General features: G+C 61.8%; 26 protein-coding genes and 1 pseudogene. 12 read left to right on the plus strand and 15 right to left on the minus strand.

Going from position 1 to position 23700, the window contains the following annotated elements:
- Positions 1-39: 39 nt before the first annotated feature.
- From L4G42_RS03815 to L4G42_RS03825, 3 genes are all read right to left on the minus strand, one after another.
- Positions 40-483, minus strand: coding sequence for a thiol-disulfide oxidoreductase DCC family protein (locus L4G42_RS03815; protein ID WP_237260569.1), 444 nt, complete (start codon positions 481-483; stop codon positions 40-42).
- Entirely contained in the window at positions 480-1475 is a 996-nt protein-coding gene (locus tag L4G42_RS03820; protein WP_237252538.1) for an aldo/keto reductase, read from the minus strand. Before L4G42_RS03820 ends, L4G42_RS03815 begins: the two co-directional genes overlap by 4 nt.
- Before the next feature lie 88 nt (positions 1476-1563).
- Entirely contained in the window at positions 1564-2274 is a 711-nt protein-coding gene (locus tag L4G42_RS03825) for a glutathione S-transferase family protein (protein WP_237252544.1), read from the minus strand.
- Positions 2275-2410: 136 nt separating this feature from the next.
- Between L4G42_RS03825 and L4G42_RS03830 the strand changes: the two genes are divergently transcribed.
- Positions 2411-2986 (plus strand): TetR/AcrR family transcriptional regulator, encoded by a 576-nt coding sequence (locus L4G42_RS03830; protein WP_237252545.1) that lies wholly within the window; start codon positions 2411-2413, stop codon positions 2984-2986.
- Here the strand turns inward: L4G42_RS03830 and L4G42_RS26110 are convergent.
- Complete coding sequence (locus L4G42_RS26110; RefSeq protein ID WP_237260571.1) at positions 2944-3882, minus strand: AraC family transcriptional regulator; 939 nt, start codon at positions 3880-3882, stop codon at positions 2944-2946. The two genes, L4G42_RS03830 and L4G42_RS26110, sit on opposite strands and share 43 nt — an antisense overlap.
- 85 nt (positions 3883-3967) lie before the next feature.
- On the opposite strand from L4G42_RS26110, the gene L4G42_RS03840 reads away from it, so the two are divergent.
- Positions 3968-4948 carry an oxidoreductase gene (locus L4G42_RS03840; RefSeq protein ID WP_237252547.1) on the plus strand — a complete coding sequence of 327 codons (981 nt, stop codon included), beginning with the start codon at positions 3968-3970 and terminating at the stop codon, positions 4946-4948.
- Positions 4949-5287: 339 nt separating this feature from the next.
- Positions 5288-5638 (plus strand): hypothetical protein, encoded by a 351-nt coding sequence (locus L4G42_RS03845; RefSeq protein ID WP_237252548.1) that lies wholly within the window; start codon positions 5288-5290, stop codon positions 5636-5638.
- Between the two features lie 33 nt (positions 5639-5671).
- On the opposite strand, the gene L4G42_RS03850 is transcribed toward L4G42_RS03845, so the two are convergent.
- Positions 5672-6616, minus strand: coding sequence for a LysR family transcriptional regulator (locus L4G42_RS03850; protein WP_237252549.1), 945 nt, complete (start codon positions 6614-6616; stop codon positions 5672-5674).
- A gap of 330 nt (positions 6617-6946) precedes the next feature.
- Between L4G42_RS03850 and L4G42_RS03855 the strand changes: the two genes are divergently transcribed.
- Positions 6947-7804 carry a LysR family transcriptional regulator gene (locus L4G42_RS03855; RefSeq protein WP_336886403.1) on the plus strand — a complete coding sequence of 286 codons (858 nt, stop codon included), beginning with the start codon at positions 6947-6949 and terminating at the stop codon, positions 7802-7804.
- A gap of 78 nt (positions 7805-7882) precedes the next feature.
- Here the strand turns inward: L4G42_RS03855 and L4G42_RS03860 are convergent, their stop codons facing one another.
- Complete coding sequence (locus L4G42_RS03860) at positions 7883-8917, minus strand: alpha/beta hydrolase (protein WP_237260573.1); 1035 nt, start codon at positions 8915-8917, stop codon at positions 7883-7885.
- Between the two features lie 421 nt (positions 8918-9338).
- Here L4G42_RS03860 and L4G42_RS26035 point away from each other — a divergent pair, with 421 nt between their 5' ends.
- Genes L4G42_RS26035 through L4G42_RS03870 form a run of 3 tightly spaced genes read left to right on the plus strand, consistent with a single transcriptional unit; the run spans position 9339 to position 11198 of the window.
- Positions 9339-9653 carry an SDR family NAD(P)-dependent oxidoreductase gene (locus L4G42_RS26035; RefSeq protein WP_272905089.1) on the plus strand — a complete coding sequence of 105 codons (315 nt, stop codon included), beginning with the start codon at positions 9339-9341 and terminating at the stop codon, positions 9651-9653.
- Positions 9643-10089, plus strand: a complete 447-nt coding sequence (locus L4G42_RS26040) for an SDR family oxidoreductase (protein ID WP_272905090.1) — start codon at positions 9643-9645, stop codon at positions 10087-10089. Before L4G42_RS26035 ends, L4G42_RS26040 begins: the two co-directional genes overlap by 11 nt.
- A 26-nt stretch (positions 10090-10115) precedes the next feature.
- Entirely contained in the window at positions 10116-11198 is a 1083-nt protein-coding gene (locus L4G42_RS03870; RefSeq protein WP_237252555.1) for an alkene reductase, read from the plus strand.
- A gap of 19 nt (positions 11199-11217) precedes the next feature.
- Here L4G42_RS03870 and L4G42_RS03875 read toward each other — a convergent pair whose 3' ends face one another.
- Positions 11218-12162, minus strand: coding sequence for a LysR family transcriptional regulator (locus L4G42_RS03875; protein ID WP_237252557.1), 945 nt, complete (start codon positions 12160-12162; stop codon positions 11218-11220).
- A gap of 113 nt (positions 12163-12275) precedes the next feature.
- On the opposite strand from L4G42_RS03875, the gene L4G42_RS03880 reads away from it, so the two are divergent.
- The 4 genes and pseudogenes from L4G42_RS03880 to L4G42_RS03895 all read left to right on the plus strand — a co-directional run.
- Positions 12276-13466 (plus strand): CaiB/BaiF CoA transferase family protein, encoded by a 1191-nt coding sequence (locus tag L4G42_RS03880; protein ID WP_237252558.1) that lies wholly within the window; start codon positions 12276-12278, stop codon positions 13464-13466.
- A gap of 18 nt (positions 13467-13484) precedes the next feature.
- Positions 13485-14450 (plus strand): hydroxymethylglutaryl-CoA lyase, encoded by a 966-nt coding sequence (locus L4G42_RS03885; protein WP_237252560.1) that lies wholly within the window; start codon positions 13485-13487, stop codon positions 14448-14450.
- The gene (locus tag L4G42_RS03890) at positions 14447-14827 is read left to right on the plus strand and encodes a VOC family protein (RefSeq protein WP_237252562.1); all 381 of its coding nucleotides are present in this window, start codon (positions 14447-14449) and stop codon (positions 14825-14827) included. The genes L4G42_RS03885 and L4G42_RS03890 overlap by 4 nt, the downstream gene beginning before the upstream one ends.
- Positions 14828-15211: 384 nt before the next feature.
- Positions 15212-15396, plus strand: a pseudogene (locus L4G42_RS03895) (Rhs family protein); the annotation flags it as partial.
- Positions 15397-15663: 267 nt separating this feature from the next.
- Here the strand turns inward: L4G42_RS03895 and L4G42_RS03900 are convergent.
- On the minus strand, positions 15664-15960 hold the full coding sequence (locus tag L4G42_RS03900) for a hypothetical protein (protein ID WP_237252564.1): 297 nt from the start codon (positions 15958-15960) through the stop codon (positions 15664-15666).
- 339 nt (positions 15961-16299) lie between these two features.
- On the opposite strand from L4G42_RS03900, the gene L4G42_RS03905 reads away from it, so the two are divergent.
- Positions 16300-18096 (plus strand): sensor domain-containing protein, encoded by a 1797-nt coding sequence (locus L4G42_RS03905; protein ID WP_237259561.1) that lies wholly within the window; start codon positions 16300-16302, stop codon positions 18094-18096.
- 430 nt (positions 18097-18526) lie between these two features.
- Here the strand turns inward: L4G42_RS03905 and L4G42_RS03910 are convergent, their stop codons facing one another.
- The 7 genes from L4G42_RS03910 to L4G42_RS03940 form a co-directional block, all read right to left on the minus strand.
- Positions 18527-18967: an SRPBCC family protein gene (locus tag L4G42_RS03910; RefSeq protein ID WP_237252567.1), complete on the minus strand. Its 441-nt coding sequence runs from the start codon at positions 18965-18967 to the stop codon at positions 18527-18529.
- A 144-nt stretch (positions 18968-19111) separates the two neighbouring features.
- Positions 19112-19498, minus strand: a complete 387-nt coding sequence (locus tag L4G42_RS03915) for a nuclear transport factor 2 family protein (RefSeq protein WP_237252569.1) — start codon at positions 19496-19498, stop codon at positions 19112-19114.
- A 62-nt stretch (positions 19499-19560) separates the two neighbouring features.
- Positions 19561-20310, minus strand: coding sequence for an SDR family oxidoreductase (locus L4G42_RS03920; RefSeq protein ID WP_237260575.1), 750 nt, complete (start codon positions 20308-20310; stop codon positions 19561-19563).
- Between the two features lie 113 nt (positions 20311-20423).
- Entirely contained in the window at positions 20424-21527 is a 1104-nt protein-coding gene (locus L4G42_RS03925) for an alkene reductase (protein WP_237252573.1), read from the minus strand.
- A 57-nt stretch (positions 21528-21584) separates the two neighbouring features.
- Positions 21585-22166 carry a TetR/AcrR family transcriptional regulator gene (locus L4G42_RS03930; protein WP_237252575.1) on the minus strand — a complete coding sequence of 194 codons (582 nt, stop codon included), beginning with the start codon at positions 22164-22166 and terminating at the stop codon, positions 21585-21587.
- A gap of 36 nt (positions 22167-22202) precedes the next feature.
- Entirely contained in the window at positions 22203-22718 is a 516-nt protein-coding gene (locus L4G42_RS03935) for a GNAT family N-acetyltransferase (RefSeq protein ID WP_237252576.1), read from the minus strand.
- Positions 22711-23661, minus strand: coding sequence for a LysR family transcriptional regulator (locus L4G42_RS03940; RefSeq protein ID WP_237259559.1), 951 nt, complete (start codon positions 23659-23661; stop codon positions 22711-22713). The genes L4G42_RS03935 and L4G42_RS03940 overlap by 8 nt, the downstream gene beginning before the upstream one ends.
- Between the last annotated feature and the right edge of the window lie 39 nt (positions 23662-23700).

Here is a 23700-nt window from a genome sequence, read left to right on the forward strand (position 1 = left end):
GGAGAGCGGCTTCTCCAGTGAGTGGCTTTCTCCAGATCGCTACTTGAGGGCCTCCTGGGTCAGGAAGCGGTCTTGATGATCCGCAGCGGGCAAGTGACATGCGTCATAACGGCCGAACAGCTTGTAGCGGTTCAGCGCGATTTTGTCGTACAGCCAGTCGCGTAAAGCCCTCGGGAAAACCCGCGCCATGAGCAGCCAGTGCCATCGCGCGGGCAGGTGGGCGAGGATCTTGAACATCGCGTCCGAGCGCACATAAAAACGGTCGTTCTCCACCAGCACGATGGTACTGAACTGATCCTGGGGCAATCCCGCCCATTTCAGCAGCGCCTGACCCTCGGCTGACTGCACGGCAGCCAGCGTCAGGCGGTGCTCGCGGTCCTGACGGATGATGAAGGTCGCCCAGCCATTGCACAGCTTGCAGGTGCCGTCGAACAACACGACGGCCCGGCCCGTGGCAAGCCCCGAACTGCCATCGGGCCTCACGCGAAACCCGTCACGGCATGGGGAACGTAGGGCGCCTCAAGGCGTTTCACTTCGTCATCGCTGAGCACCAGATCCAGCGCCGCGATCGCATCGTCCAGATGGTGCGGCCTGGACGCCCCGACGATAGGCGCCGACACGCCACGCTGAGCCAATACCCAGGCCAGCGCGACTTGCGCCATAGGCACGCCGCGCTCACCGGCAATCTGCTCGACCACGTCGATGACGCGGCCATCTTCGGCTTCCGTTGCCTCGTAAAACGACTGGCCGGAGATGTCGGTTCTGGTGCGTTCAGTCTGCTGACCGTGGGGCCGGGTGAGCCTGCCACGGGCCATCGGGCTCCACGGCATCAGGCCGACGCCCTGATCCAGGCACAGAGGAATCATTTCGCGCTGTTCTTCGCGGTACACCAGATTGAGGTAGTTCTGCATGGACACGAAGCGGCTCCAGCCATGGGCCGCCGCGACCTGTTGAGCCTTGGCGAACTGCCAGGCGAACATCGACGACGCGCCGATGTAGCGCGCCTTGCCGGCCCGGACTACGTCGTTCAGCGCTTCCATGGTTTCTTCGATGGGGGTGTGATAATCCCAGCGATGAATCTGGTACAGGTCGACGTAGTCGGTGCCCAGCCGGGTCAGGCTGGCGTCGATGTTGGCCATGATGGCTTTCCTCGACAGGCCCTGTTCGTTGGGGCGCTTCGAGCCTTCCCACATATTGGCCGGAAAAAACACCTTGGTCGCGATGACGGTTTCTTCGCGACGGGTGAATTCCTTCAGCAGCTTGCCGACGATGACTTCCGAGGTGCCCGCCGAGTAGCTGTTGGCTGTGTCGAAGAAGTTGATGCCTTGCTCGACCGCGTGCTTGATGATCGGCCGGCTCGCGTTTTCATCCAGCGTCCACGGGTGCGTGCCGGCATCCGGGTCGCCAAACGTCATGCACCCCAGGCACAGCCTCGACACGTCCAGCCCCGTGGAACCCAGCTTCACGAACTTCATGCATTCACCTCCGAAATCGGTTGATGCCCAAACAAGCGGCTCAGTGGTGCGATCCCTCGCGCCCGATTAAGTTCTGAATTTGCCAGGTTCAGGGTTTCAGCGCCTTCGGCGCGCCCGCTGCAACCATGGCCCGCCAGGTCTGGATGCTCGGACGCTCGTTCATCTTCGCGTGCCAGGCCAGCAGCGCCTCACATTCTGCCGGCACCGCGAGCTCCACCAGCGAGGCGAAGATCATTCCGCCGAAGACCGCGATGTCGGCCATCGAAAACGATTCTCCCGCCACGAAGGGCTGCGTCTTCAGCACGCTGTCGAAATAGCCCATGCCCCGCACTGCCTTGTCGCGCATGCGGTTGCCCCATTCGGCGTTCTGGTACAGCTCGACTTCAGGCCCCAGGCCAGGTGTGCCGTGATGGAAATACGTGCTGACCGCGTCGAGAAACTCGATCTCCGCGCGTTTGGTCATCATGTGAATGCGGCCTTTCTCCACCGGGGTTGTGCCGGTGAGGTCGGGGCTGCCGACGAGGGCGTCCAGGTACTGGGTGATGGCGGTGCATTCGGCGATGAGGGTGCCGTCTTGCAGTTCAAGCACGGGCAGCGTGCCGGAGTAATTGATGGCCAGAAATTCGGGTTTCTTGTGCTCGCCTTTCCACAGGTTTACCGGGACGAATTCGATGCGCGAGAGCAGGTTTTTCTCTGCCAGTGCGATACGAACCCGGGCCGGGTAGGGGCCATTGAACCAGTCGTGGATTGTCATCATCGGAAGAGCGGAAGTATCGGACTGCGCTAGTGAGGAGGTCATGATGTGTCTGCCTGTCAGTTGGTAGGCAAACTTTGGGCGCGTTCGACCATGCTGTCAATCCCTACCTGTCAATTGGCAGGTTGATGTGTTTGGGCGTAGCATGCGGCCCATCAATCGACCCTTTGAGGAATTTAGCGTGAGCGAAAATGCGCGCGAGGCCATTCTGGCCGCTGCGAAAACGGCGGCACAGTTGCACGGGTACAGCGGCATCAATTTCCGCAGCATCGGCGAAACGGTCGGCATCAAGAACGCCAGCATTTACTACCACTTCCCGAGCAAGGCCGAGCTGGGCGCTGCGGTCGCGGCGCGTTACTGGCAGGACACCGCCAAAGCGCTTGAAGCGATCCGCGAGGTCAACCCTGATCCGCTGCGCTGCCTGGCGCTGTATCCGTCGATCTTTCGCAATTCCCTGGAAAACGGCAACCGCCTGTGCCTGTCCAGCTTCATGGCTGCCGAGCACGAGGACCTGCCGGAAGAAATCCGCCGCGAGGTAAAAGCCTATGCCGATGCCAGCGTGGCCTGGCTGGCGGACAGGCTGATGGAGGCGGGCTTGGGCAGCGTCGCTCAATGCGAACGCCGCGCGCTGGCGATTTATACCGCTGTGGCCGGGGCGCAGTTGATTGCCCGGACACGATCCGACATCGAGCTGTTCGACGCGCTGATTCAGGACTACCGCGATGCCGGGCTGATCCCGACGGTCTCGCGTCGGTAGCGTCCTGGCGACTTGCCATGGACGCGGCGGAAGGCCACGCCAAACGCCGCGTCGGACAAATAGCCCAGCGCCGCCGCTACCGTCGCGACGCTGTCCACGCCATCGAGCAAGCGCGCCGCCGCGACCTGCATGCGCCAGCGCGTGGCGTATTCCACCGGGGCCTGGCCCACTACATTTTTGAACAGCGCCGCGAAGCTGGAGCGTGACAGGCACGCCAGGCTCGCCAGCTGAGTCAGGGTCCATGACCTCTCTGGAGTGCCGTGAATGGCTCGCAGCACGGGGGCGATCGACGGGTGGCGCAGCCCGCCCAGCCATTTCAGCTCAGTGGCATCGGCCGTCGAGATGTGATGGCGCAGCGCGTGGATGAAGATCAGTCGGAGCAAGTCGTTGCACATGGCCTGGGCGCCCACCAGCCCCGATTGCCATTCCCGGTCCAGCTCGTCCAGCAGCCAGCCAAAGGAGGTCGCAGCGCCGCTTTCGGCGTGAATGATCAACGCGGGCGGCAGCAGGTCGAGCAGTTCGACGGCGCCGGGGCTGACCAGCGAGACGCTGCCGCCGAGCAATTCCACCTCATCGCCGACCCCAAAGCGCGCCGATTCGCCCGACGTCGAAAACACCTCGGAGGCGTCCAGCGCTTCCACCTCCGGCGCGCTCGCCAGAAAGAAGGGCGTGCGCGACACCACGAAGCAGTCGCCGGTGCGCAGCCGTCGGGGTGGCACGCCGTCCATGCGCAGCCAGCATTCGCCTCGGCGCACGACATTGAATTTCAGCTCGATGGGCTTGAAGCGCAGGGCCCAGGCGCCACCCGCCTGAAGCCGAACGGAGCACGCGGCGCGCAAACCGGCCAGGGCCAGTACGTCGGAAAGGGGATCAGATTCAGGGTTTTGGATGATCACGACAGAAAACCGGATTCAGATGACTGGTTCGTCCTGCGAGCTTAGCCAAGAATCCCCTCTCGCGATACTCATCCGGGAGAACAGCATGTCCACGCCTCAGCAACCCATCGCCACACCCTTCAACGCCGCCAGCACTGCTGCTGAAGTCATGGCAGGCATCGACCTTACCGGCCAGTTGGCCATTGTCACCGGCGGTCATTCCGGTCTGGGTCTTGTCACCACCCAACATCTGGTCGCCGCAGGCGCTCGGGTTATCGTTCCGGCCAGAGACCCGCAGCGCGCCCGTGTCGCGCTGGCCGGAATTGCCGGCGCCGACAGGATCGACGTCCGCGAACTGGACCTGATTCACCCCGATTCGGTGAGCGCCTTCAGCCGCCGCGTCGTCGGGGAAGGTCAGCCGGTCGCGCTGTTGATCAACTGCGCCGGCGTGATGGCGTCGCCTCTGTCACGGGACGTCGACGGCCACGAAAGCCAGTTCGCGACCAATCACCTCGGACACTACCGGTTGACCTGCGGGCTGTGGCCAGCGCTGGTGGCGGCGGGTGGTGCGCGGGTGATATCCGTGTCGTCGCGAGGGCACCAGATTGCCGGGATCGATTTTGATGACATCGATTTTCAGCGCCGCCCCTACGACAAATGGGTGGGCTACGGTCAGTCCAAAACCGCCAATGCGCTGTTCGCTATTGGCCTCGACGCGCGTGGGAAAGATCGCGGCGTGCGGGGGTTTTCGCTGCATCCGGGGCAAATTCTTACTGACTTGGGCCGGCACCTCAGCGCCGAGGAAATCGCGGCGTTCGACGTGCTGGACGAGCAGGGCAACCAACGGCTGGACCCCCACGCAGGCCTGAAAACCGTGGAGCAGGGCGCTGCGACGGGATTGTGGTGCGCGACCAGTCCCGCGCTGGACGGCAAGGGCGGCGTGTATTGCGAAGACTGCAACATCGCCGCCCCGCATGACGCTGAAGCGGGCCGCGCCGGCGTGGCGCGCTGGGCGACCGATGCCGAACTCGCTGAACGCCTGTGGGCGCTGTCTGAACAATGGACGGGGTTGACAGTGCCGGTGTGATGCGCCAGCCCTGAAACCGACGGCGGCTGGACTGGCCCCTTCTGTTAGCAGGATCGCTTCAGCCGGGAAGGCGTCATGCGTTACGCCGCAAAATGGATGGTGTCTGCGCTAGCCTCTTCCCGGCTGAAGCCGGTCCTCCTGAACAACGCGTGCAGTGATCCCTGACACGGCGCCGATCTATTCTCTCTCCTGCTGCGTAAGCCCTACTTTGCGGCACCGCATTCTCGCCCTGGCTCCCACGGGAGATCATGCAGGTGTAACGCCGAGATCAAGCGGACGCCGCCATCCAACAGGGGCGTGCGTCGTGGTTTACCTATGCTCCTGCAAAAGGAAGAGAACATGCGGCCACCGCCCGATGGTTATGTCAGCAGTTTCAACAGCATGGAGCTTCGCTTCCATGCCACCCCGGCACTCGATGCAGCATTGACGAGGGTCTTGAAGTCACTCAACGCGTTACCGGGGTGCGTCGTCTATCGCCTGGAAGTCCGCTCATACCGCCGCTATTGCTGGAAGATCATCGGCGTGTGGGAGAGCGATCACGCCAAAAAGGCCCACTACCACTCGGCTGACCTGCAAACACTGTTGACGCTGCTGCAGGCGTCGGGGTTGGCCGAGATCAGGTTTTCCGAAGCGGATTCCGGGTGCCTCAGCAACGAGTTTGCGCTCAGCGAATCGCGACTGGCGGGGTAGGCCGCCCGGTCACGATCACGATTCGGGTCATAGTCACGGTGCTCGATCGTGTCGGCGGGGAGGCTGCACGATGGCGTCCCACGCCGTGGGGGTCGGGAAAAGTTCGATCAAAAAGTCCAGGAAGGCTCTCACGTTCGGGCTGCCGCGTCGGCTTTCGGGCCACAGGGCAGTGATCGCGAAGCGGTCCACCATGTAGTCCGGGAACACCGGCACCAATTCGCCGCGTTTGACGAACGGCGCCGCCACGTACGTCGGGGAGATGCCGATCCCGCCGCCCGCTGCGAGCACCGCTGCCACTGCGTCACTCGCGTCGATGGTGATGCACGCATCCGGCGTCAGTTCCACCAGTCGATCCTCCACCGCGAACGGCCAGCGCAGGGCTTGGCCCGAACTCTGATAGCGGAAGTTCACGCATTGGTGGTCGAGCAAATCTTCCAGCCGATCGGGGACGCCATGTTTCTCCAGATAGCACGGGGAGGCGAACGCGCCTATTCGATGCGGGCCCAGTGCTCGGGAAATCAGACGCGAATCCGCCAGATTGCCCACACGCACGGCGACGTCGATGCCCTGTTCGATGATGTCGGCGAACTGATCGCCCAGCCTGAGATCGATCGCCAGCTTGGGGTAGCGCGCGGTGAACCGGGGCAGGGCCGGGGCGAGGATATTGGTGCCGATAGGCAGCGGAGCGGTGACTCTCAAGGTGCCGGACGGCTCGGCGCGGGTCGCCACGGCAGCCTGCTCGATGTCTTCCACTTCCCGGATGATTCTCAGCGCGCGTTCGTATAGATCCCTGCCCTCGGGCGTCAAGGTGAGGGACCGAGTGGTGCGGCTGAACAACTTCAGCCCGAAGTGCTCTTCCAGCCTCTGCACACTTTTGCTCACCGCCGATGGCGACACCGACAGTACCCGTGCCGCGGCGGTGTAACTCCCCAACGAAGCCGTACGCGCAAACGCTATGAGGCCCGTGAGCCTTTCCAAACCTATTTGCTCTTTCATGGCGGCAATTAGAGGCAAAACACCGGGGTTATACAACTGCCCACTTGCGACTGACTGACGCGCACCGACGATTCCCTAACCCTGTGTCACTTTTAGATCGCTGCAACCCTATGATCTCCCTGTCAATATTGGTTTTGACACGACACTCATGCCCTAACGGCACAACTGAAATGACACCTGCACCCATTCTATTCAGCGCATGGGACCTCTATGGTTGTCGCGGCAAATGGGGGCCAGGATGATTCGGATTGATGATCTCGCGATCTTTGTAAGAGTGGCATCGCTGGACAGTTTTCAGCCGTTGGCCGGGAGATGAATTTACTGCCCTCGCAAATCAGCGCGGCCATCAAGCGTCTGGAGCGTGAACTGGATATCCGTCTTTTCGCCCGCTCTACCCGAAGTTTGCGATTGACGCTGGAAGGTGAGAACTACCTGCCTCACGCCCGTGGGGTGCTCGATTCGCTGCATGCCGGCAAGGCTTGCCTGCACCAGAGTGACACGGACCTGCGCGGCACCCTGCAAATCGCCAGTTCCTCCGATTTCGGGCGCAACATTTTATTGCCGTGGCTGATCGAGTTCCGACAGCAAAACCCCGGGCTGAATATTCGCCTGTCGTTGTCGGATCATATTTCCGACATCTACCGTGAACCCATTGATGTGGCGATCCGTTACGGGATGATCCCGAACGCCGATTTCGTTTCCCTGCCGCTTGCCCCTCACAATTGCAGGGTGATCGCCGCCGCTCCTTCTTACCTCGATAAGCAGGGCCGGCCGACATCGCTGGAAGCGTTGAAAAACCACCAGTGCCTGCGCTACCACCTCAATGGCAAGTTGTACGACCGATGGGTGTTTCCGGCCGCCGATGGCAGTTCCACCTACATCAGCGTTTCCGGCCCGGTGGTCAGTGACGACGCCGATGTGATCCGGCGGTGCGCCATCGCGGGCGAGGGGATTATCTACAAGTCCTGGCTCGACATTTGTCAGGATATTCAGTCCGGTCACCTGGAGGTATTGCTCTCGGAACAGCGGGGGGAGTTGTTCCCGCTGCACTTCATCTGCCCGCACCGAAAACAATTCTCCCCGGCCATTCGCGGCCTTTACACCTACTTGCAGTTGCGCTGCAGATCATTGCTGAGTGACGTCGCGAATCAGCCCGTTCCAATGATGTGAGTCAGCTTCCCATACGCGGTGTATAAGAAGCTGGCCCTGTTCAATCGCCCCTGTGTTTAACCCAGGTGCGTGCAGGCCTCAACGCAGATGAGCCGCCAGCTCGAGACCGGCCTGACGCATTGCTGCCTGAACTTCCGGAACCTTGCTGAGCGGATTGAGCAGACCGTAGTCATGGATCATGCCGTTGTAACGCACGGCCGTGACTTCAACACCGGCGGCATCCAGCTTGTGCGCATACGCCTCGCCTTCGTCACGCAGGACATCCAGCCCGGCCGTTTGCACCAACGCCGGCGGCAATCCTTTCAACTCCTCTGTCGAAGCCCGTAGCGGTGAAGCGTGAATTTCAGCACGCTGCTTCGGGTCCTGGGTGTAGTTGTCCCAGAACCAGGTCATCATGTTTCTGGTCAGGAAATGCCCCTCGGCGTAGGTCTGGTAAGAAGGCGTGTCGAAGCCTGCATTCGTGACCGGCCACAGCAGCAGTTGGAAACGCAACTTCGGTGTGTGTTGCTGTTTGGCCATAATTGCCACGACCGCCGCCATGTTGCCGCCAACGCTGTTGCCGCCAACGCTGTTGCCGGCCACCGCCAGGCGCGAGCCATCCACGTTGATGTCCTTGCCGTGTTCGGCGACCCATTTCGTCGCCGTGTAGGCCTGATTGATGGCCACCGGGTAATGCGCTTCAGGCGATGGCGTGTAATCGACATAGACCGCTACGGCGCCCGAGGCCACCACCAGATCGCGAATCAACCGCGCATGGGTCGGGTAATCGCCCAGCACCCAGCCCCCGCCATGAAAAAACATGAAGGCCGGTAGCTCGCCCTTGGTATGGGCGGGCCGCACGATGACCAGTTTGATCGATTGATCACCGGCCCTGATGGTCCTGTCGCTGACTTCAACCCCGGTCATGTCCACTTCAACGGAGTTCTGCGCGCCGGTCAGTACCGCGCGGGCATCCTTGGGGCTCAGTTGCTCAAGCGGCTTGCCGCCCCCCGCCGCCAGCGCATTCAGGAAAGCCTGTGTGTGATGCTCTGCCATTTCCGGTTCCCCTGCGGACGCTGTCCCGATGGCCAACGCGAGTGCGCCGACGCTGATCGCTTTATGCAAATGCTTCATGGAGTGTTTCTCTTGGAGTGATGCCTGGACGCCGCCAGTGGGCGGATCACGTTGCCCCTCGCGACGCTGAGGTGTCGGGATGAAGGTGGCGCCAGGCCGGCTGCGCCAGACCTGCAGCGTTGAATCGATGGTGGTCTATTGGCCGCATCAGCGACATACGCAGCACGGCGTAGGACTTGCGCTACAGGAGCGCAACTGAGGCGGAACCGCGGAGCAACCACAGCGCCCTGCCCGGGCGGGCAGGGAAACAACGGGCACATCAGCCGCTGATATCGTACGCACACGCGTGCCACGTCAGGCGGCCCTGCATTCGTGCCGTCGGGGCATTAGTGAAGCGACGTCGACCCTGATTTTCAGGCCGGGTTCTGAGGAATAGTCTCGCTGCACAGACCGTCACTTCGGCGCTCACAGGAGATTACCCATGATCACCACCGCTACCGCACAGGCACTTCCCTCCAGCCTTCACGGCCAGCATGTCGTCGTCTTTGGCGGGACGTCCGGGATCGGTCTGGCGGCCGCCATCCAGGCCACGGCGGCGGGTGCCTCGGTCATCGTCATTGGCTCGAACGCCGAACGCGCCCGGCAGGCGGCAGAAGATCATGGCCTGGCAGGATGGCGGGCGGCAGACGTCACCCAACGCGAAAGCATCGATGCAGCGCTCTCCGACATCGCGCACGTCGACACACCTGGTGTTGTTGGCCGGTACGTTTGTGGCGGGTCGCGTCATGGACGCTGACGTTGATCATCTGCGCCGCGCATTCGACGAACGTATCTGGGCTGCCGTGCATGCCATTCGCGCCCTGGGCGACAGGCTCTCCCAACAAGGCTCGATCACGTTCATCTCCGGCAGCCTGGCCGACCGTCCAAACGCCTACGGCACGGCCGTTCTGGCGGCGGCGTCTGCGGCGATGGAAGCCATGGCCCGCGGCATGGCCCTGGAACTCGCGCCCGTGCGGGTCAACACCCTGTCGCCCGGCCCGATCAATACGCCGATCCTGGGCAAAGCCCTGGGTGACGGCCGCGATGCCTATGTCGCTTCGCTTGAGCAAGTGCTGCCGCTGCGTCGCCTGGGTTCGGCCGAAGAAGCGGGGAACGCCGTGGTCTTCCTGATGGCCAACACCTTCATGAACGGCGCCGTGCTCAACATTGATGGCGGCGCGCGCCTCGTCTGATCGCGTCCAGCGCGGGAGAATCTGCAATGACTTCGCTCTTTCAGCCGCTGCGCGTGGGCGCGCTCCAATTACCCCATCGCGTTCTGATGGCGCCGATGACGCGAGGGCGCGGCACCCGCGAGCACGTGCCCACCGCGATCATGATTGACTACTACGCCCAGCGCGCCAGTGCCGGTTTGATCATTTCGGAAGCGATCGGGATCACCCAGCAGGGGTTGGGCTGGGCCTATGCCACGGGCCTCTGGTCTGCAGAACAGATCGCGGGCTGGAAGCGCGTGACCGACGCTGTTCACGCGGCCGGCGGTCAAATCATCGCCCAGCTGTGGCACATGGGCCGGGTCGTTCATCCCAGCTTTCTGGCGGGCGGTCAGCCGGTGTCGTCGTCTGTCACCACGGCGCCAGGGCTGGCGCACACCTACCTGGGCAAACAACCGTATACGCCGGCCCGGGCACTGCCGATCGAGGAAATCCCCGAGATCCTGTCGCAGTTTCAACAGGCCACGCGTAATGCCATGGAGGCAGGCTTCGACGGCGTGCAGGTCCACGCTGCAAACGGGTATCTGGTAGACCAGTTCCTGCGAGACAGCGGCAACTTTCGCACCGATGAGTACGGCGGCTCGATCGACAATCGAATTCGTTTTCTGCTGGAAGTGACCCGCGCGGTGGCCGAGGTTATCGGCGCTGACCGCACAGGCGTGCGCTTGTCGCCCAGCAGCCATGACCAAGGTGTTCGCGACAGTGACCCGCAGACACTGTTCATCCGCGCTGCTCAGGCATTGTCAGAGCTGGGCATCGCCCATCTCGAACTTCGCGAACCGCCCCTCAATGGCACCTTCGGTGTTTCCGAACGGCCGCCCCTGGCGCCGCTGATTCGTGAGGCATTCAACGGGGTGCTGATCCTCAATTCGGACTACGACGTCAGGCGCGCCCAGGCGGCCCTCGACGCCGGCCAGGCAGATGCCATCGCATTCGGTCGCCCTTTCATCGCCAACCCGGACCTGCCGGAGCGGCTGCTGCGCCATCTTGCTCTGGCCCAGGACGACCCGGACACTTGGTTCAGCCAGGCTGCCGAAGGCTATAGCACGTACCCGGCGCTCGCGAAATATTGAATTCCTCGCTCTTCTTGTTTCAGGTGCTGTGGTGCTGGAGGTGGAGCGGCAAACCGGTGGGTATCGGCTTTCCCCCCGCCAAAAACCCGAAAAGATGACGCGCTTCAGGCGACAACCTTGCGCCGTCCGACACACCCACCAACAACGTTCGCGAGGCCCACCCATCGGTCAGCGGGATGGCGGTGAGTCGGCTGTCAAGAAGCCCCGGATCCACAGCACCAACCGGCAGAATGCCGACGCCCAGTCCGGCGGCGATCATGCGGCAGATGCCATCGAAACTCGCCACTTGAATGCGCACCTTCAGGCGCTGGCCGGTGTCGGCAGCAGCATCGTTAATGCGCCGCAACAGCGAACTGCCGGTGTTCAGCGCCACGTAGTCGTAGTCCAGCGTCTCGGCGAAGGCGACCTCGGCTCGCCCGGCAAGCGGGTGTTGCTGCGGCACCAGCACCACCAGCCGATCGGTGCGGTAAGGCCGGGTTTCCAGATTCGGCGCGGGTACATTGTCGGCGAAAATGCCGATGTCGGCGCGGCCGTCCTCGACGGCCTGAATGGTCAGTTCGCTCAACGCTTCCTCCATGCCGATGCGCACCTGCGGGTGGGCGGCGAGGAAACTGCTGAGGTCGTGGGGCAGGAACTGGATCACCGCCGAGGTATTGGCAAACAGGCGCACGTGACCGCGAACACCGTTGGCGTAATCGCTGGCGTCGTCGGCCATGCGCTGAGCGGCCTCCAGCATCTGCCGCGCATGTTCGGCCAGGCCTTTGCCGGCCGGCGTCAGTTGCAGGCCTCGGGGCAAGCGGATGAACAGGCCGCAGCCGGTGACGCGTTCGAGTTCCGCCAGGCGCTTGCTGGCGGCCGAAACGGTCATGTGCGCGCCGTTGGCCGCCTTGGTGAGGTTCTGACTGTCGGCGGCGAGCACCAGCAGCCGCAGCGAGGCGAGGTCGAGTTGCAGCAGGTTGAGCATGGAGTGCCTTCGAGGGTTTCCGTTGTGGAAAGGGTAGTGGAAATCATTGAAATTCTCACGACGGCGGTTTAAGAGGATGATCCCGACATCCCTTCCAACAATAAGGAATCCCCATGAGCCTGCCGCTGGATGGCATGAAGGTCATCGAAATGGGCCAATTGATCGCCGGGCCTTTCGCCGCGAAGATCCTCGCCGACTTCGGCGCCGAGGTGATCAAGATCGAGCCGCCGAATACCGGCGACCCGTTGCGCAAATGGCGCCTGCTGCATAACGGCACGTCGGTCTGGTGGGCCGCGCAATCGCGCAACAAGCAGTCCGTGACCCTCGATCTGCGTCAGGCTGAAGCCCATGACGTGGTCAAGCGGCTGGTGAAAGACGCCGACATCCTCATCGAAAATTTTCGCCCCGGCACCCTGGAAAAATGGGGTCTGGGTTGGGAGACCCTGAGCGCCATCAACCCGGGCCTGATCATGTTGCGAGTGTCGGGCTATGGCCAGTCCGGGCCTTACCGAGACTTGCCGGGCTTCGGCGTGATCGGCGAAGCCATGGGCGGTTTGCGGCATCTGTCCGGTGAACCCGGTCGAACGCCGGTGCGCGTGGGCGTGTCCATCGGCGATTCGCTGTCGGCCCTGCACGGGGTGATCGGCGTGCTGCTGGCGCTGCGTCACCGCGAGCAGCATCACGGCGCCGGCCAGCAGGTGGACGTCGCGCTGTACGAATCGGTGTTCAACATGATGGAGAGCCTGATCCCCGAACATTCGGTGTTCGGCGCCGTGCGCGAACCCGCTGGCAGCAGCCTGCCGGGCATCGCGCCCAGCAATGCCTACCGTTGCCAGGACGGAAAGTACGCGCTCATCGCCGGCAATGGCGACAGCATCTACAAGCGCCTCATGGAAAAAATCGACCGCCCGGACCTGGCCAATGACCCGGAGCTGGAGCACAACGACGGCCGCGTGCGTCACGTTGCGCGCATCGATGCGGCGATCTCCACCTGGACCGCCGAGCGAGGGCTCGACGACGTGCTGAACGCGCTGAAAGAGGCGAACATTCCGGCCGGGAAAATCTACGACGCCGCCGACATCGCCGCCGACCCGCACTATCAGGCGCGGGAAATGCTGCTGCCCAGTCAGTTGGATGACGGCACGCCGGTCACCTTGCCCGGCATCGTGCCCAAGTTGCTCAGCACCCCAGGGCAGGTGCGCTCCCGTGCGCCGACTCTGGGTCAGCACACCGACGCGGTGCTCGACGGCGTGGGCATCGACGCCGACACACGCGAGCAGTGGCGCGCGCGCGGCCTCATCTAACCGTCAGGAGCAGCCCGAATGAAACGCCTGTACATGCAGGAAGTCGCCACCCGTGACGGCTTCCAGAACGAGAGGACCTTCATCGAGACCGAGGACAAAATCGCCCTCATCGATGAGCTGAGCCAGTGCGGTTACGCCAGGATCGAAGTGACATCGTTTACCTCGCCCAAGGCCATTCCGGCACTGCGGGATGCCGAAGCGGTGATGGCCGGCATCCGTCGTCAGCCCGGCGTCGAGTACACCGTGCTGGTGCCCAACGTTCGTGGCGCGGAGCGTGCCTTGGGTTGCGGCATCGACGAGGCCAATCTGGTGATGTCGGTGAGCGAACCGCACAACCGCTCAAACCTGCGCATGACCCGCGAGCAGTCCTTCGCCCAGTTGAAGGAAGTGATTGGCGTCATCGGACGCGGCCCGGTGGCGGTCAATGTGTCGTTGTCGACGGCATTCGGCTGCCCAATGCAGGGCGATGTTCCCCCTGAAGAGGTGTTGCGCTGGATCGAGGGTTTCGTTGCGCTGGACGTTCGGGGCGTGACGCTGTGCGACACCACCGGCATGGCCTATCCGTCGCAGGTTCAGGCGCTGTCCGAGGCGGTGCGCGGACGTTTCCCGCAGCTGCAACTCACGCTGCATTTCCACAACACCCGGGGCATGGCGCTGGCCAATACCCTGGCGGCGTTGCAGGCCGGCGTCGATCGCTTCGATGCCTCCCTCGGCGGATTGGGCGGTTGCCCTTATGCGCCGGGCGCCAGCGGCAACGTGTGCACGGAAGACCTGGTGCACATGCTCGATCTCATGGGTTACGACACTGGCATGGACCTGGACCGGGTCATCGCCGCCTCGGCACGGCTGCCTAGCCTCATCGGCCACGACACGCCCAGCCAGATCCTCCGGGCGGGCAAGCGCCTGGACCTACACCCGATCCCCGAGCATGTGAACAGCCTCGGTCAGCAGATCGGCAATAACCCCACGGAGCGCAGGCAATGATTGATCACCTCGACCATCTGGTCCTGACCACCATCGATGTTGAGGCCTGCAAGGATTTCTACGTCCGCGTAATGGGCATGCAGCTGGAAACCTTCGGCAGCGGCCGCCTGGCGTTTCGCTTTGGCAACCAGAAGATCAACGTTCACGTGCGCGGTCACGAATTCGAACCCAAGGCCCACCTGCCGGTGCCGGGCGCGCTGGACCTGTGCTTCATCGCCAGCCAGACCCTCGACGCGGTGATTGAACATTTACAGGCGCAGGCGTGGCCCATCGTGGAAGGGTCGGTCCAGCGCACCGGCGCGACGGGGCCGATTCGATCGGTTTACGTGCGTGATCCGGACCTGAACCTGATCGAGATTTCCGAGCTGGAAGGGTAAGGGTGGTGGGCCACGTGATCCGTTACTGACTGCGGCGTTGGCCTGGAATCGCAGGGTTTGCGCCGGAATCCGGCACCTGACGCAAAATCCGAGGTTGACGCTGAATTTGTAGGAGCCGGCTTGCTGGCGAACGCGTCAGGTCAGTCACGAAAAGGGCGGCTGGCACACTGCATTCGCCAGCAAGCGCGCTCCTACGGATTGTGACTAGCAGACGATTGTGTGCGTTGCCAGGGTCCGCAGTAGGAGCGCGCTTGCCCGCGAACGCGGTGGGTCAGTGCATGCATCAGCGTCTGGATAAACGCCATCGCGGGCAAGCGCGCTCCTCAGGCGCCGCATTGATTTCCACACCATGGTCCTCGAGCAGTTTTTCAGCCAGTTGCGCGGCGCGATCAGGAATATACCCATGACGCGTGGGGCAACCCGATTGAAAAACGGTCAGGGCTAACCAAGCTGCAGACATTCACGTACGACTGCGAAAACCGGCTCGTCCGTGCCGAGACGATGTAAACAGCCAACTGCACAGCGTCGGCACCTATCTGTATGACAGTTTGGGTCGGCGGGTTGGGAAGACCTCGTCATAAACGGTAGAGCGGCCCTGGTCGCGGGCTTTCTCTTGGTATTCACCCGTATTGATCATCATCGCGGGGGGTTGCAGCGATCAAACCCTTGGCACGCATAACTCCGTTTTGTCTGCGCCGTTCAACGCCGGGTGCAATTGAGCACCAAAAGCTCACAGCAACTTAACGCCTCCAGCGCACGATGCGTGGCGCGACTTTGACTTTGGCTGTCCCGCCACGTGGCGGCCAGGTTATGGCGTCTCAAGATGGCCGTCGGCGTCAATCGCATGATTGATCTATTGCAGCGGAATTGGGTTTACCACTGGCAAAGCCGGTCCAAGTAATAAGTGACGTCGAACGGCTGATGAGCGAGATACGTTTCCGCCGGTCACAGCGCCGTGCTCGTGTCGTGCGTCCGCTCGCCAGGCTTGAGATCGAAAGGGCCTTTGCCTTCCAGGTCGTAAACGTCATGCGCGCCAGCTCGACTAAAAGCGAGCAGGGAAGTGAGATCCCGAGATGCATCAGACCAAGAAAGGGAAACAGTAATTCTTCGAGATGAAGGCCCATATCGAGCATTTGTCAGCCTTCGGGTTGAGTAAGGTCGCGAATTGCTTTGTGCCGAAGCGCGTCGCGAATATAAGTACCCGCCATTGTGAGTCTTTCGATGGAGAAAATTTGAAATCTGCCGTTAAAGACATTAGGGGCGCACTTGTGACGTGCGCATTTCGTTAGACCAACGTTGGAACCTCGAAAAATGATCTTTCGTATTGCGTGTTCGTCGTCGGCTCAAGCCGTGATCGACCTGGCGACACGGTCGATTGTCGATTCCAGCGGGCGCGTGGAGCCATGGTGCCGGCGCGTACTCGGTATTTTCCCTGCGTCAAGCCACTGGTTGTCAATAAGACGGGCGCGTCTTTGAAAGCCTTCGAACACACCCTGCTGCGTACGCTTGCCGAAAACGTACCGCATCGGATCTATGCGAAGGATTTGGACGGCCGATTTATTTTCGCCAACGGGTCAGTTGCACGCGGCATGGGCGTGTCTGACCCCGCCGAGTTGCTCGGAAAAACTGATTTCGATTTCTATCCACCTGAACTGGCAAGCGTCTACAAACTCGAGGAACAAGAAGTTTTAAAGCACGGACGCTCGCTCCTCAATCATGAAGAACACACCCGATACCTGTTGCTCGACGAGAAAGCCTGGCTGATCACGACCAAGGTCGCGGTGCGCAACGACGCTGGCCGCATCGTCGGGCTGGTGGGTATCAACTACGAGGTCACCGTACAAAAGGCCGCTGAAGTGGCGCTGCAGGCCGCTCACAAGGAAGCGGCAGAGGCGGCGACACGGCTGCAGGCCACTGTCGCACGGCTCGATCTCGAGATGAAAGAGCGGCAACGCTTCGAACAAGAGCTACGCCGCCAAGCGATGCACGATAGCCTCACCGGTCTGCCAAACCGGGCGCTGTTGATGGACCGGATAGAGCAAGCAATCAAGCTCGCGCAACGCTGCGATCATTCGCTCACGCTGCTGTTCCTGGATCTGGACCGGTTCAAGCTCGTCAACGACAGCCTGGGCCACGCCGCTGGCGACGAGCTGCTAAGAGTCGTGACGCGGCGCATCGGCCGCTTGCTTCGCTCAGGCGATACGTTCGCTCGCCTTGGTGGCGACGAGTTTGTCCTGTTGCTGCGCTCTCCGATGCCTGCAAATGCGCTCGCAGACTTGACCAATCGCCTCTCGAGAGTCGTCGCCAAGCCAGTCCGCGTCGCCGACCGGGAGGTGTCTGTCACGTGCAGCTTGGGCTACAGCGTCTATCCGCAGGACGGTGAGGATGCGACCACATTGCTCAAGCGAGCCGACGCCGCGATGTACGGCGCCAAAGAGGAAGGCGGAAACCGGGTGCGGTGCTACACACTCGACTTGATCTCGCACGCCGGCGAGCGACTGGAGGTCGAGACTCAGTTAAAGCAGGCACTGCAACGCGGCGAGTTCCTTCTGCATTACCAGCCGCAGATCGAGATCGCCAGTGGGCGCATCGTCGGCGTAGAGGCGTTGGTGCGCTGGCAGCATCCCACGCGCGGATTGGTGCCTCCGATGGAATTCATCCCGATTGCCGAAGAGTTGGGGCTGATCGAGCAGATCGGCGAATGGGTGCTACGCACGGCTTGCGCCCAGGCGGCGGCGTGGCAGCGCAGCGGATTGCCGGCTATGCGCATGGCTATTAACGTCTCGGCGCGCCAGTTTCATAACCCCGCATTGGAGTCGGTCGTTGCGCAGGTGCTCGCCGAGCACGGGCTTGCCCCCGAGCAATTGGAGCTGGAGATCACCGAGAGCCTGTCGATGAAGAACCCGGAAGAAAGCATCCGCATCCTGGCTAGCTTCAAAGCACTTGGAATCAGCATTGCGATCGACGACTTTGGCACCGGCTACTCCAACCTGGCGTATCTGTGCCAATTCCCTGTGCGTCGCATCAAGCTGGATCGCGCGTTCGTCCACGCGCTCGGTTCACCATCGAGCAGCCACGTGATTGTCGAAGCAATTGTCGCGATGGCTCATAAACTGGATTTACTGGTCGTCGCCGAGGGAGTCGAGACTGTCGAGCAACGCAACCAATTGCTGTGCTACGGGTGCGATGAGCTGCAAGGCTACTGGTTTTCGCGGCCAGTCGACGCCGACACCTGCGGGGGCCTTCTGCAAAAGCAACCATGGATTTAGACGTGTTCATACTTGGCCGAACCCGGTTTCCAAGCAGACCGGGGCTGGGTGACGATAGTCCGGCGTACCAATTAATATGTCTTTTGTTCTAGTAGCCAAGACGGATGGGATAGCACAGTGAAGGATAGGACTATTGTGGGTATTTCTCCTGCACAACTAGTCCGTATCTGGAAGGCGCCAAGTCCGTCTCGATGGCGTTGATTTTTAAGGTCTTCTCCTTACACGTTCATGCAGATCGATGAAATTCGCGAAGCACGCAGCCGCTGGTGGCTGGGCAGGCTTTTCAACTGGCTTGCTTCCCGGCGCCATTAGTCCGGTGCCTGCCTGGCCAATCACATTTGATCCCCACTGGGCGTCGGAACCCGGCGCGTCTTGCCTCGATGGGGTTCCGGCTTGCCCATCCACCCAACTCACTCGCAGACACCCGTAATCAACCTCGAACAACCCCCTCCAACCCCTCATGCCCCTGCACAATCAACCCCCTGACCGACTCCTCGAATTCCCCCTCCGTCCCAACCTCCCGCACCTCAAACCGCGCGCTCCATCGCACTTCACACCGTTCAACCAACCCCGCAACCTCATCCACCCGAACCTTCGCTCGATACCCATCCACCGGCAGCGGCGACTCCTCAAACACATAAGCCAACGCCCTAAGCCCATCATCAAACTCAGTCAACCGCTCTCGCAACACCGCACCGTCCCCAAGCGCCAGCCGCCTGACCGCACCCACCCCCAAAATCCCTGCTTCACCCTCGATGCCACTCTTCACAATCGCCGGATGCCAATCGGCAATCCCGCCAAACGCCCGTAGCACCTTCCACGCCTGTTCCGCGCTGCAGGGCAAACCCGCGCTGTACTCAACTAAAACCATCTCTGCTGTCTCCCAAATAACTAACGCTGCGACTCAAGGAATCAATCAAAAAAAGCGCCCAATACCACGCTGCTCTAACCCGGCCCGCAAGCCCCGAAGTCGAAACCCCGAGGCCTGCGTCCATAAAACTTACCTCTTGAAAATCTACCCCTCAAACTGGTGGTAAACCTTGGCAATCACCTTCCAGTCGCCATTGATCTTGATCAACGTCAGATAGTCGTTGTAATCCGCCCCAATGGCGTCCTTCTCCATATCCACCCGCACTACAGCCGTGGTCGGCGTAATCGCCAATACATCCAGACGCGTCGTGATGTCCGCCGCCTTACCGTTGCTCTCAACGAAGTCATACAAGTTGCTGATCGGCCCGCCGAGCAGGTGGCCGTTGGTGAAACCGTACATCACCGCTTCTTCATGAAAGGCCTGTTTGATCGTGGCAACGCTGCCTTCGCGCAGCCCTTCAACGTAGCGGCTAGCGGTGTCGATCACGGCGTTGTAGTCGTGGGTGGCAACGGCTTTGATGTTCTTGCTCATGTTTGTTTGCTCCAGGATTTAAGTTCGATAGGTAAGGGGGTCGAGCAGCCGTAGCTGCGCAATCACCAGTCCTGTCGGGTGGGTGAAATGATCAGGTCGTTGACGGTGACGTTGGCCGGCTGATTCAGCGCGTAGATCACCGCGCGGCTGATGTCTTCCGGTGCGATGGCGATGGCGATTTCGTTGAGCGCCTGAGCGGCTTCGCGTCCGGCGGGGTCGGTGACTTTGTCGGCCCAGCCGGTGTTGATGACGCCCGGGCTGACGGTGTTGACGCGGATGCCGTGGTGCACGCCCAGTTCCTTGCGCATGGATTCAGTCATGGCCTGCACGAAGAATTTGGTCGCGCTGTAAACGCCGGCGCCGGGGCCGACCTGGTGGCCGGCCACCGAATCCATGTTGAGGATCTGCCCGGATTTCTGTTCGAGCATGAAGGGCAGGGCGGCGGCGATGGTGTTCAGGTAGCCCTTGATGTTGACGTCGATCATGGCGTTCCAGTCCTGGGTCACGAGATCGACCCAGTTGGAAAACAGCATCAGGCCAGCGTTGTTGACGAGGATGTCGACCGAGCCGTAGGTGTCCTTGGCGAACTGAGCCAAAGCGCCGGTCTGTTCAGCGTCGGTCACGTCGGTGATGAAGCTGGATGCCTCGTAACCCGCTGCGCGGAGTTCGCTGACCAGCGCGGAGAGGCCTTTCTCATCCAGCGCAGCAGCCACGACGTTGACCCCTTGAGCCGCCAACGCTCTGGCCGTCGCAGCGCCGATGCCTGATGACGCGCCGGTGACGATAGCGGTTTTCTTGTCCAGATAATTCATCTTCATTTTCCTCAAATTCAAGGCGTGCGCGCAGCGTCGGCCTTCCTGGGAAAGCCTTGCCGTTTAGCCGTTATTGAATGCGGTGTCTGAAAGCGGCGCGGTTCGCCAGCGCTTTAGTAAGTGCCCAGCGGCCAGTCGGTGTAGCCCTGGGCGCCGCCGCCGTAATAGCTTTCGCGCGGGGCGATGGTCAGCTCGGCGCCGTGGCGCAGACGCGCGACCAGGTCCGGGTTGGAGATGAACAGGCGACCGAACGCGACGGCGTCGATCTTGCCCTGGGCGCGGCGCTCGATGGCCATGTCCAGGTCGTAGTTATTGTTGCCAATGAACGGGCCGTTGAACTGGGCGCTCAAGGCATCCATGTCGACGCCTTCCGGCACGTCGCGGGAGGTGGCGGTCGCGCCTTCGACAAAGTGCAGGTACGCCAGGTTGAAGCGGTTCAACTGCTGAATCAGGTAACCGTGCAACGCCATGACGTTGCTGTCCGGCGGCGTGTTACCCGCATCCGGCGTTACCGGCGAAAGGCGAATCCCCACGCGGTCATGGCCCCAGATATCGACGATGGCCTGGGTGACTTCCAGCGTCAGCCGGGCACGGTTTTCAATCGAGCCGCCGTATCGGTCGGTGCGCTGGTTGGTGGAATCGCGCAGGAACTGGTCGAGCAAATAGCTGTTCGCCGAGTGGACTTCGACACCGTCAAATCCTGCGCGCTTGGCGTTCTCGGCAGCCAGTTTGTACTGCTCGATGATGCCGGGGATCTCGTCGGTCTCCAGCGCGCGGGGCATCGACACCGGGACGAAGCCGTCGACCGTGTAGGTGTTGCCCTCGGCCTGAATGGCGGACGGCCCGACCGGGGCTTCGCCGTTGGGCTGCAGGTCCACGCTGGAGAACCGGCCCACATGCCAGAGCTGGCTGACGATTTTGCCGCCGGCCGCATGAACGGCGTCGGTGACGGTGCGCCAGCCGGCGACCTGCGCTTCGCTCCAGATCCCGGGTGTCGCTGCATAGCCGCGTCCCTGGGCCGAGATGTTGGTGGCTTCGGCAACGATCAACCCGGCGGTGGCGCGCTGGGCGTAGTAGGTGGCGTGCAGTTCACCGGGCACGCCGTCTTCTTCGTAGCGGCTGCGGGTAACGGGTGCCATGACAATGCGGTTGGCCAGTTCGATGGCGCCCATGTGCACGGGGGAAAACAAGTCGGTGCTGTTGCTGATGTCACTCATTGATAATTACTCGCATATTTGACCGGTCGTCTACCAATCTTTGAAAAAAAACGCCTGCTACCGCAGCAGGCGTTGGGTCAGGCTCATGGCCGTGTCGAAGGACGTAGTGGACTTGTTCACCTTCACCAGAAGGGAAGCGCCCAGCCACAGTTGATACAGGGTTTCGGCGAAGGCTTCGCTGCCTTCTTCGATGTGCAGGCTGCCGTCTGCCACACCCATGTCCACGCAGGCGGTGATGCGCTTGATGATCTTCGCCGTGCCGGCCTCCAGCACCCTGCGCATGTCCTCGGACAGGTCGCAGACTTCCGGGCCCAGCTTGACCACCAGGCATTTGCCTTCCGGATGATCGGTGCCTTGGGTCTCGATCCAGTAATCGAAGTAGGCCAGCAGCTTGTCGACGCCGCTGCCTGATCGCGTCATGACGGTGTCGACACGGCCGAGGTATTCGGAGAAGTATTCATCGAGCAACGCGGCGCCAAACTCTTCCTTCGATTTGAAGTAATAGTAAAACGAGCCCTTGGGCACGCCCGCCGCGCTTACTACTTCTGCCAGGCCCACAGCGGTGTAGCCCTTGTGGGTCATCAGCGACTTGGCGACGTCGATGATGTGTTGGCGCATTTCCAGGTTGGGTTTCTTCATAATGCGAAGCACCTTAAGACAAAACTGACCGGTCGTCTACAAGAGGGCAGATGCGTGCGATGAACGGCGCTTCAACCGCATCCCCATTTCATACGCCCGCGTCTCAAAGCCCAGCTCTTCATACAGCCGCCGCGCATGGGTATTGAAGCCCCACACCGACAGGCGAATGTCCTGCGCGCTGCGTTCCAGCGCCCATGCTTGTACGTGCCGGATCAGCCCACGGCCCAAGCCTTTCCCCCAGAAAACCTGGACCACGCACACCGAGCCGATCCGCGCGAACGCCATTGGCTGCATCAACGGCCCACCGGCTGAAAACATCCCTGCACTCACAAACCCCGCCGGCCGATCCCCGACAAACGCCAGGAAGATAACCTGCTCCGGGTTGTCCAGAAAGCTCATCCAGTGAGGGGCATCGCGCGTGTAATCCAGGGTTTCAGCCGCGTAGATATCGGGGCGCTCCGCGTGGTGAATCGCGTTGAGCAACTGCCCCAGTTCGCAGATTGTCGCCACGTCCTCGACCGTGGCTTCTCGGTAACTGATCACTTCATCCATTACGCGTCGCTCCTTGTACAACCGTTGCGGGTGATTGGGTTTTGTACCCGTCGCCCATCAACTCCACAACCCAGTCGATGAACACCCGCAGCTTGATGCTGATGTGCCGGTTGGGCGGGAAGGCCACGTACATTGGCATCGATTCCAGCTGCCAGCCCTCGAACAACGCGACCAGCTCACCGCTCTGCACGGATGGCTGGGCCATGTACTGCGGCAGCCACAGGGCGCCCATGCCGGCAAGACCTGCCGCGAGGTAGGCGTTGCCGTCGTCCACTGTGAGCAAGTAGCGGCTCTGCACCTGAACCGTTTCGCCGTCCCGCTGCAGCATCATCGGAAACAGCTGCCCGGTGCGGGCCCAGCGGTAACCGACGATGCGGTGCTGCGGGTCTTCGAGGTCACGGGGATGGTCGGGCATGCCTGCGCGTTGCAGATAGGCCGGCGACGCGTAGACGCCCAGCTTCAGGTCTTTGATGTGCCGCGCCATCAGCGATTGGTCGGTCAGTTCGCCGCCGCGCACCACGCAGTCGACGTTTTCGCCGATGAGGTCGATCATGCGATCGCTCACGCCCAGGTCGATCTGGATATCGGGGTAGCGAGCGTTGAAGTCCGGCAGCGCCGGGATCAGCACCATGCGCGCAAAAGGGCTGGGCACGTCGACGCGCAGACGTCCTCGGGGCGCGGCGGAGGCGGCGGACAGACCTGTTTCGGCGTCGTCCAGATCCGCCAGCACGCGTAGCGCACGTTCGTAGAACACCGCACCATCAGCAGTGACATTCACCTTGCGCGTGGTGCGGTTGAGCAGTTTCACCCGCAACCGCGCTTCGAGCTGCTGCACCAGTTGCGTGACCGTGGTCTTGCTCATGTGCAACGTACCGGCGGCCTTGGTGAAGCTGCCGGTTTCCACGACTCGAACAAACGCCTGCATCGCGTCGAAACGGTCCATCGCGCCACCTTATTGTTTGGGGAATGCAAACAGTCTTGA

Origin of the sequence: Pseudomonas petrae (assembly GCF_021728295.1) — a bacterium.
Lineage (GTDB): Bacteria > Pseudomonadota > Gammaproteobacteria > Pseudomonadales > Pseudomonadaceae > Aquipseudomonas > Aquipseudomonas petrae.

Coding starts and splice junctions, on each gene's coding strand:
- L4G42_RS03880 (WP_237252558.1), top strand. CDS start 12,276: ATGAGCCTGCCGCTGGATGGCATGAAGGTCATCGAAATGGGCCAATTG.
- L4G42_RS03890 (WP_237252562.1), top strand. CDS start 14,447: ATGATTGATCACCTCGACCATCTGGTCCTGACCACCATCGATGTTGAG.
- L4G42_RS03885 (WP_237252560.1), top strand. CDS start 13,485: ATGAAACGCCTGTACATGCAGGAAGTCGCCACCCGTGACGGCTTCCAG.
- L4G42_RS26040 (WP_272905090.1), top strand. CDS start 9,643: ATGGACGCTGACGTTGATCATCTGCGCCGCGCATTCGACGAACGTATC.
- L4G42_RS03935 (WP_237252576.1), bottom strand. CDS start 22,718: ATGGATGAAGTGATCAGTTACCGAGAAGCCACGGTCGAGGACGTGGCG.
- L4G42_RS03900 (WP_237252564.1), bottom strand. CDS start 15,960: ATGCTCGATATGGGCCTTCATCTCGAAGAATTACTGTTTCCCTTTCTT.
- L4G42_RS03875 (WP_237252557.1), bottom strand. CDS start 12,162: ATGCTCAACCTGCTGCAACTCGACCTCGCCTCGCTGCGGCTGCTGGTG.
- L4G42_RS03930 (WP_237252575.1), bottom strand. CDS start 22,166: ATGAAGAAACCCAACCTGGAAATGCGCCAACACATCATCGACGTCGCC.
- L4G42_RS03840 (WP_237252547.1), top strand. CDS start 3,968: ATGTCCACGCCTCAGCAACCCATCGCCACACCCTTCAACGCCGCCAGC.
- L4G42_RS26035 (WP_272905089.1), top strand. CDS start 9,339: ATGATCACCACCGCTACCGCACAGGCACTTCCCTCCAGCCTTCACGGC.
- L4G42_RS03845 (WP_237252548.1), top strand. CDS start 5,288: ATGCGGCCACCGCCCGATGGTTATGTCAGCAGTTTCAACAGCATGGAG.
- L4G42_RS03820 (WP_237252538.1), bottom strand. CDS start 1,475: ATGAAGTTCGTGAAGCTGGGTTCCACGGGGCTGGACGTGTCGAGGCTG.
- L4G42_RS03940 (WP_237259559.1), bottom strand. CDS start 23,661: ATGGACCGTTTCGACGCGATGCAGGCGTTTGTTCGAGTCGTGGAAACC.
- L4G42_RS03920 (WP_237260575.1), bottom strand. CDS start 20,310: ATGAATTATCTGGACAAGAAAACCGCTATCGTCACCGGCGCGTCATCA.
- L4G42_RS03860 (WP_237260573.1), bottom strand. CDS start 8,917: ATGAAGCATTTGCATAAAGCGATCAGCGTCGGCGCACTCGCGTTGGCC.
- L4G42_RS03915 (WP_237252569.1), bottom strand. CDS start 19,498: ATGAGCAAGAACATCAAAGCCGTTGCCACCCACGACTACAACGCCGTG.
- L4G42_RS03925 (WP_237252573.1), bottom strand. CDS start 21,527: ATGAGTGACATCAGCAACAGCACCGACTTGTTTTCCCCCGTGCACATG.
- L4G42_RS03910 (WP_237252567.1), bottom strand. CDS start 18,967: ATGGTTTTAGTTGAGTACAGCGCGGGTTTGCCCTGCAGCGCGGAACAG.
- L4G42_RS03870 (WP_237252555.1), top strand. CDS start 10,116: ATGACTTCGCTCTTTCAGCCGCTGCGCGTGGGCGCGCTCCAATTACCC.
- L4G42_RS03855 (WP_336886403.1), top strand. CDS start 6,947: ATGAATTTACTGCCCTCGCAAATCAGCGCGGCCATCAAGCGTCTGGAG.
- L4G42_RS03825 (WP_237252544.1), bottom strand. CDS start 2,274: ATGACCTCCTCACTAGCGCAGTCCGATACTTCCGCTCTTCCGATGATG.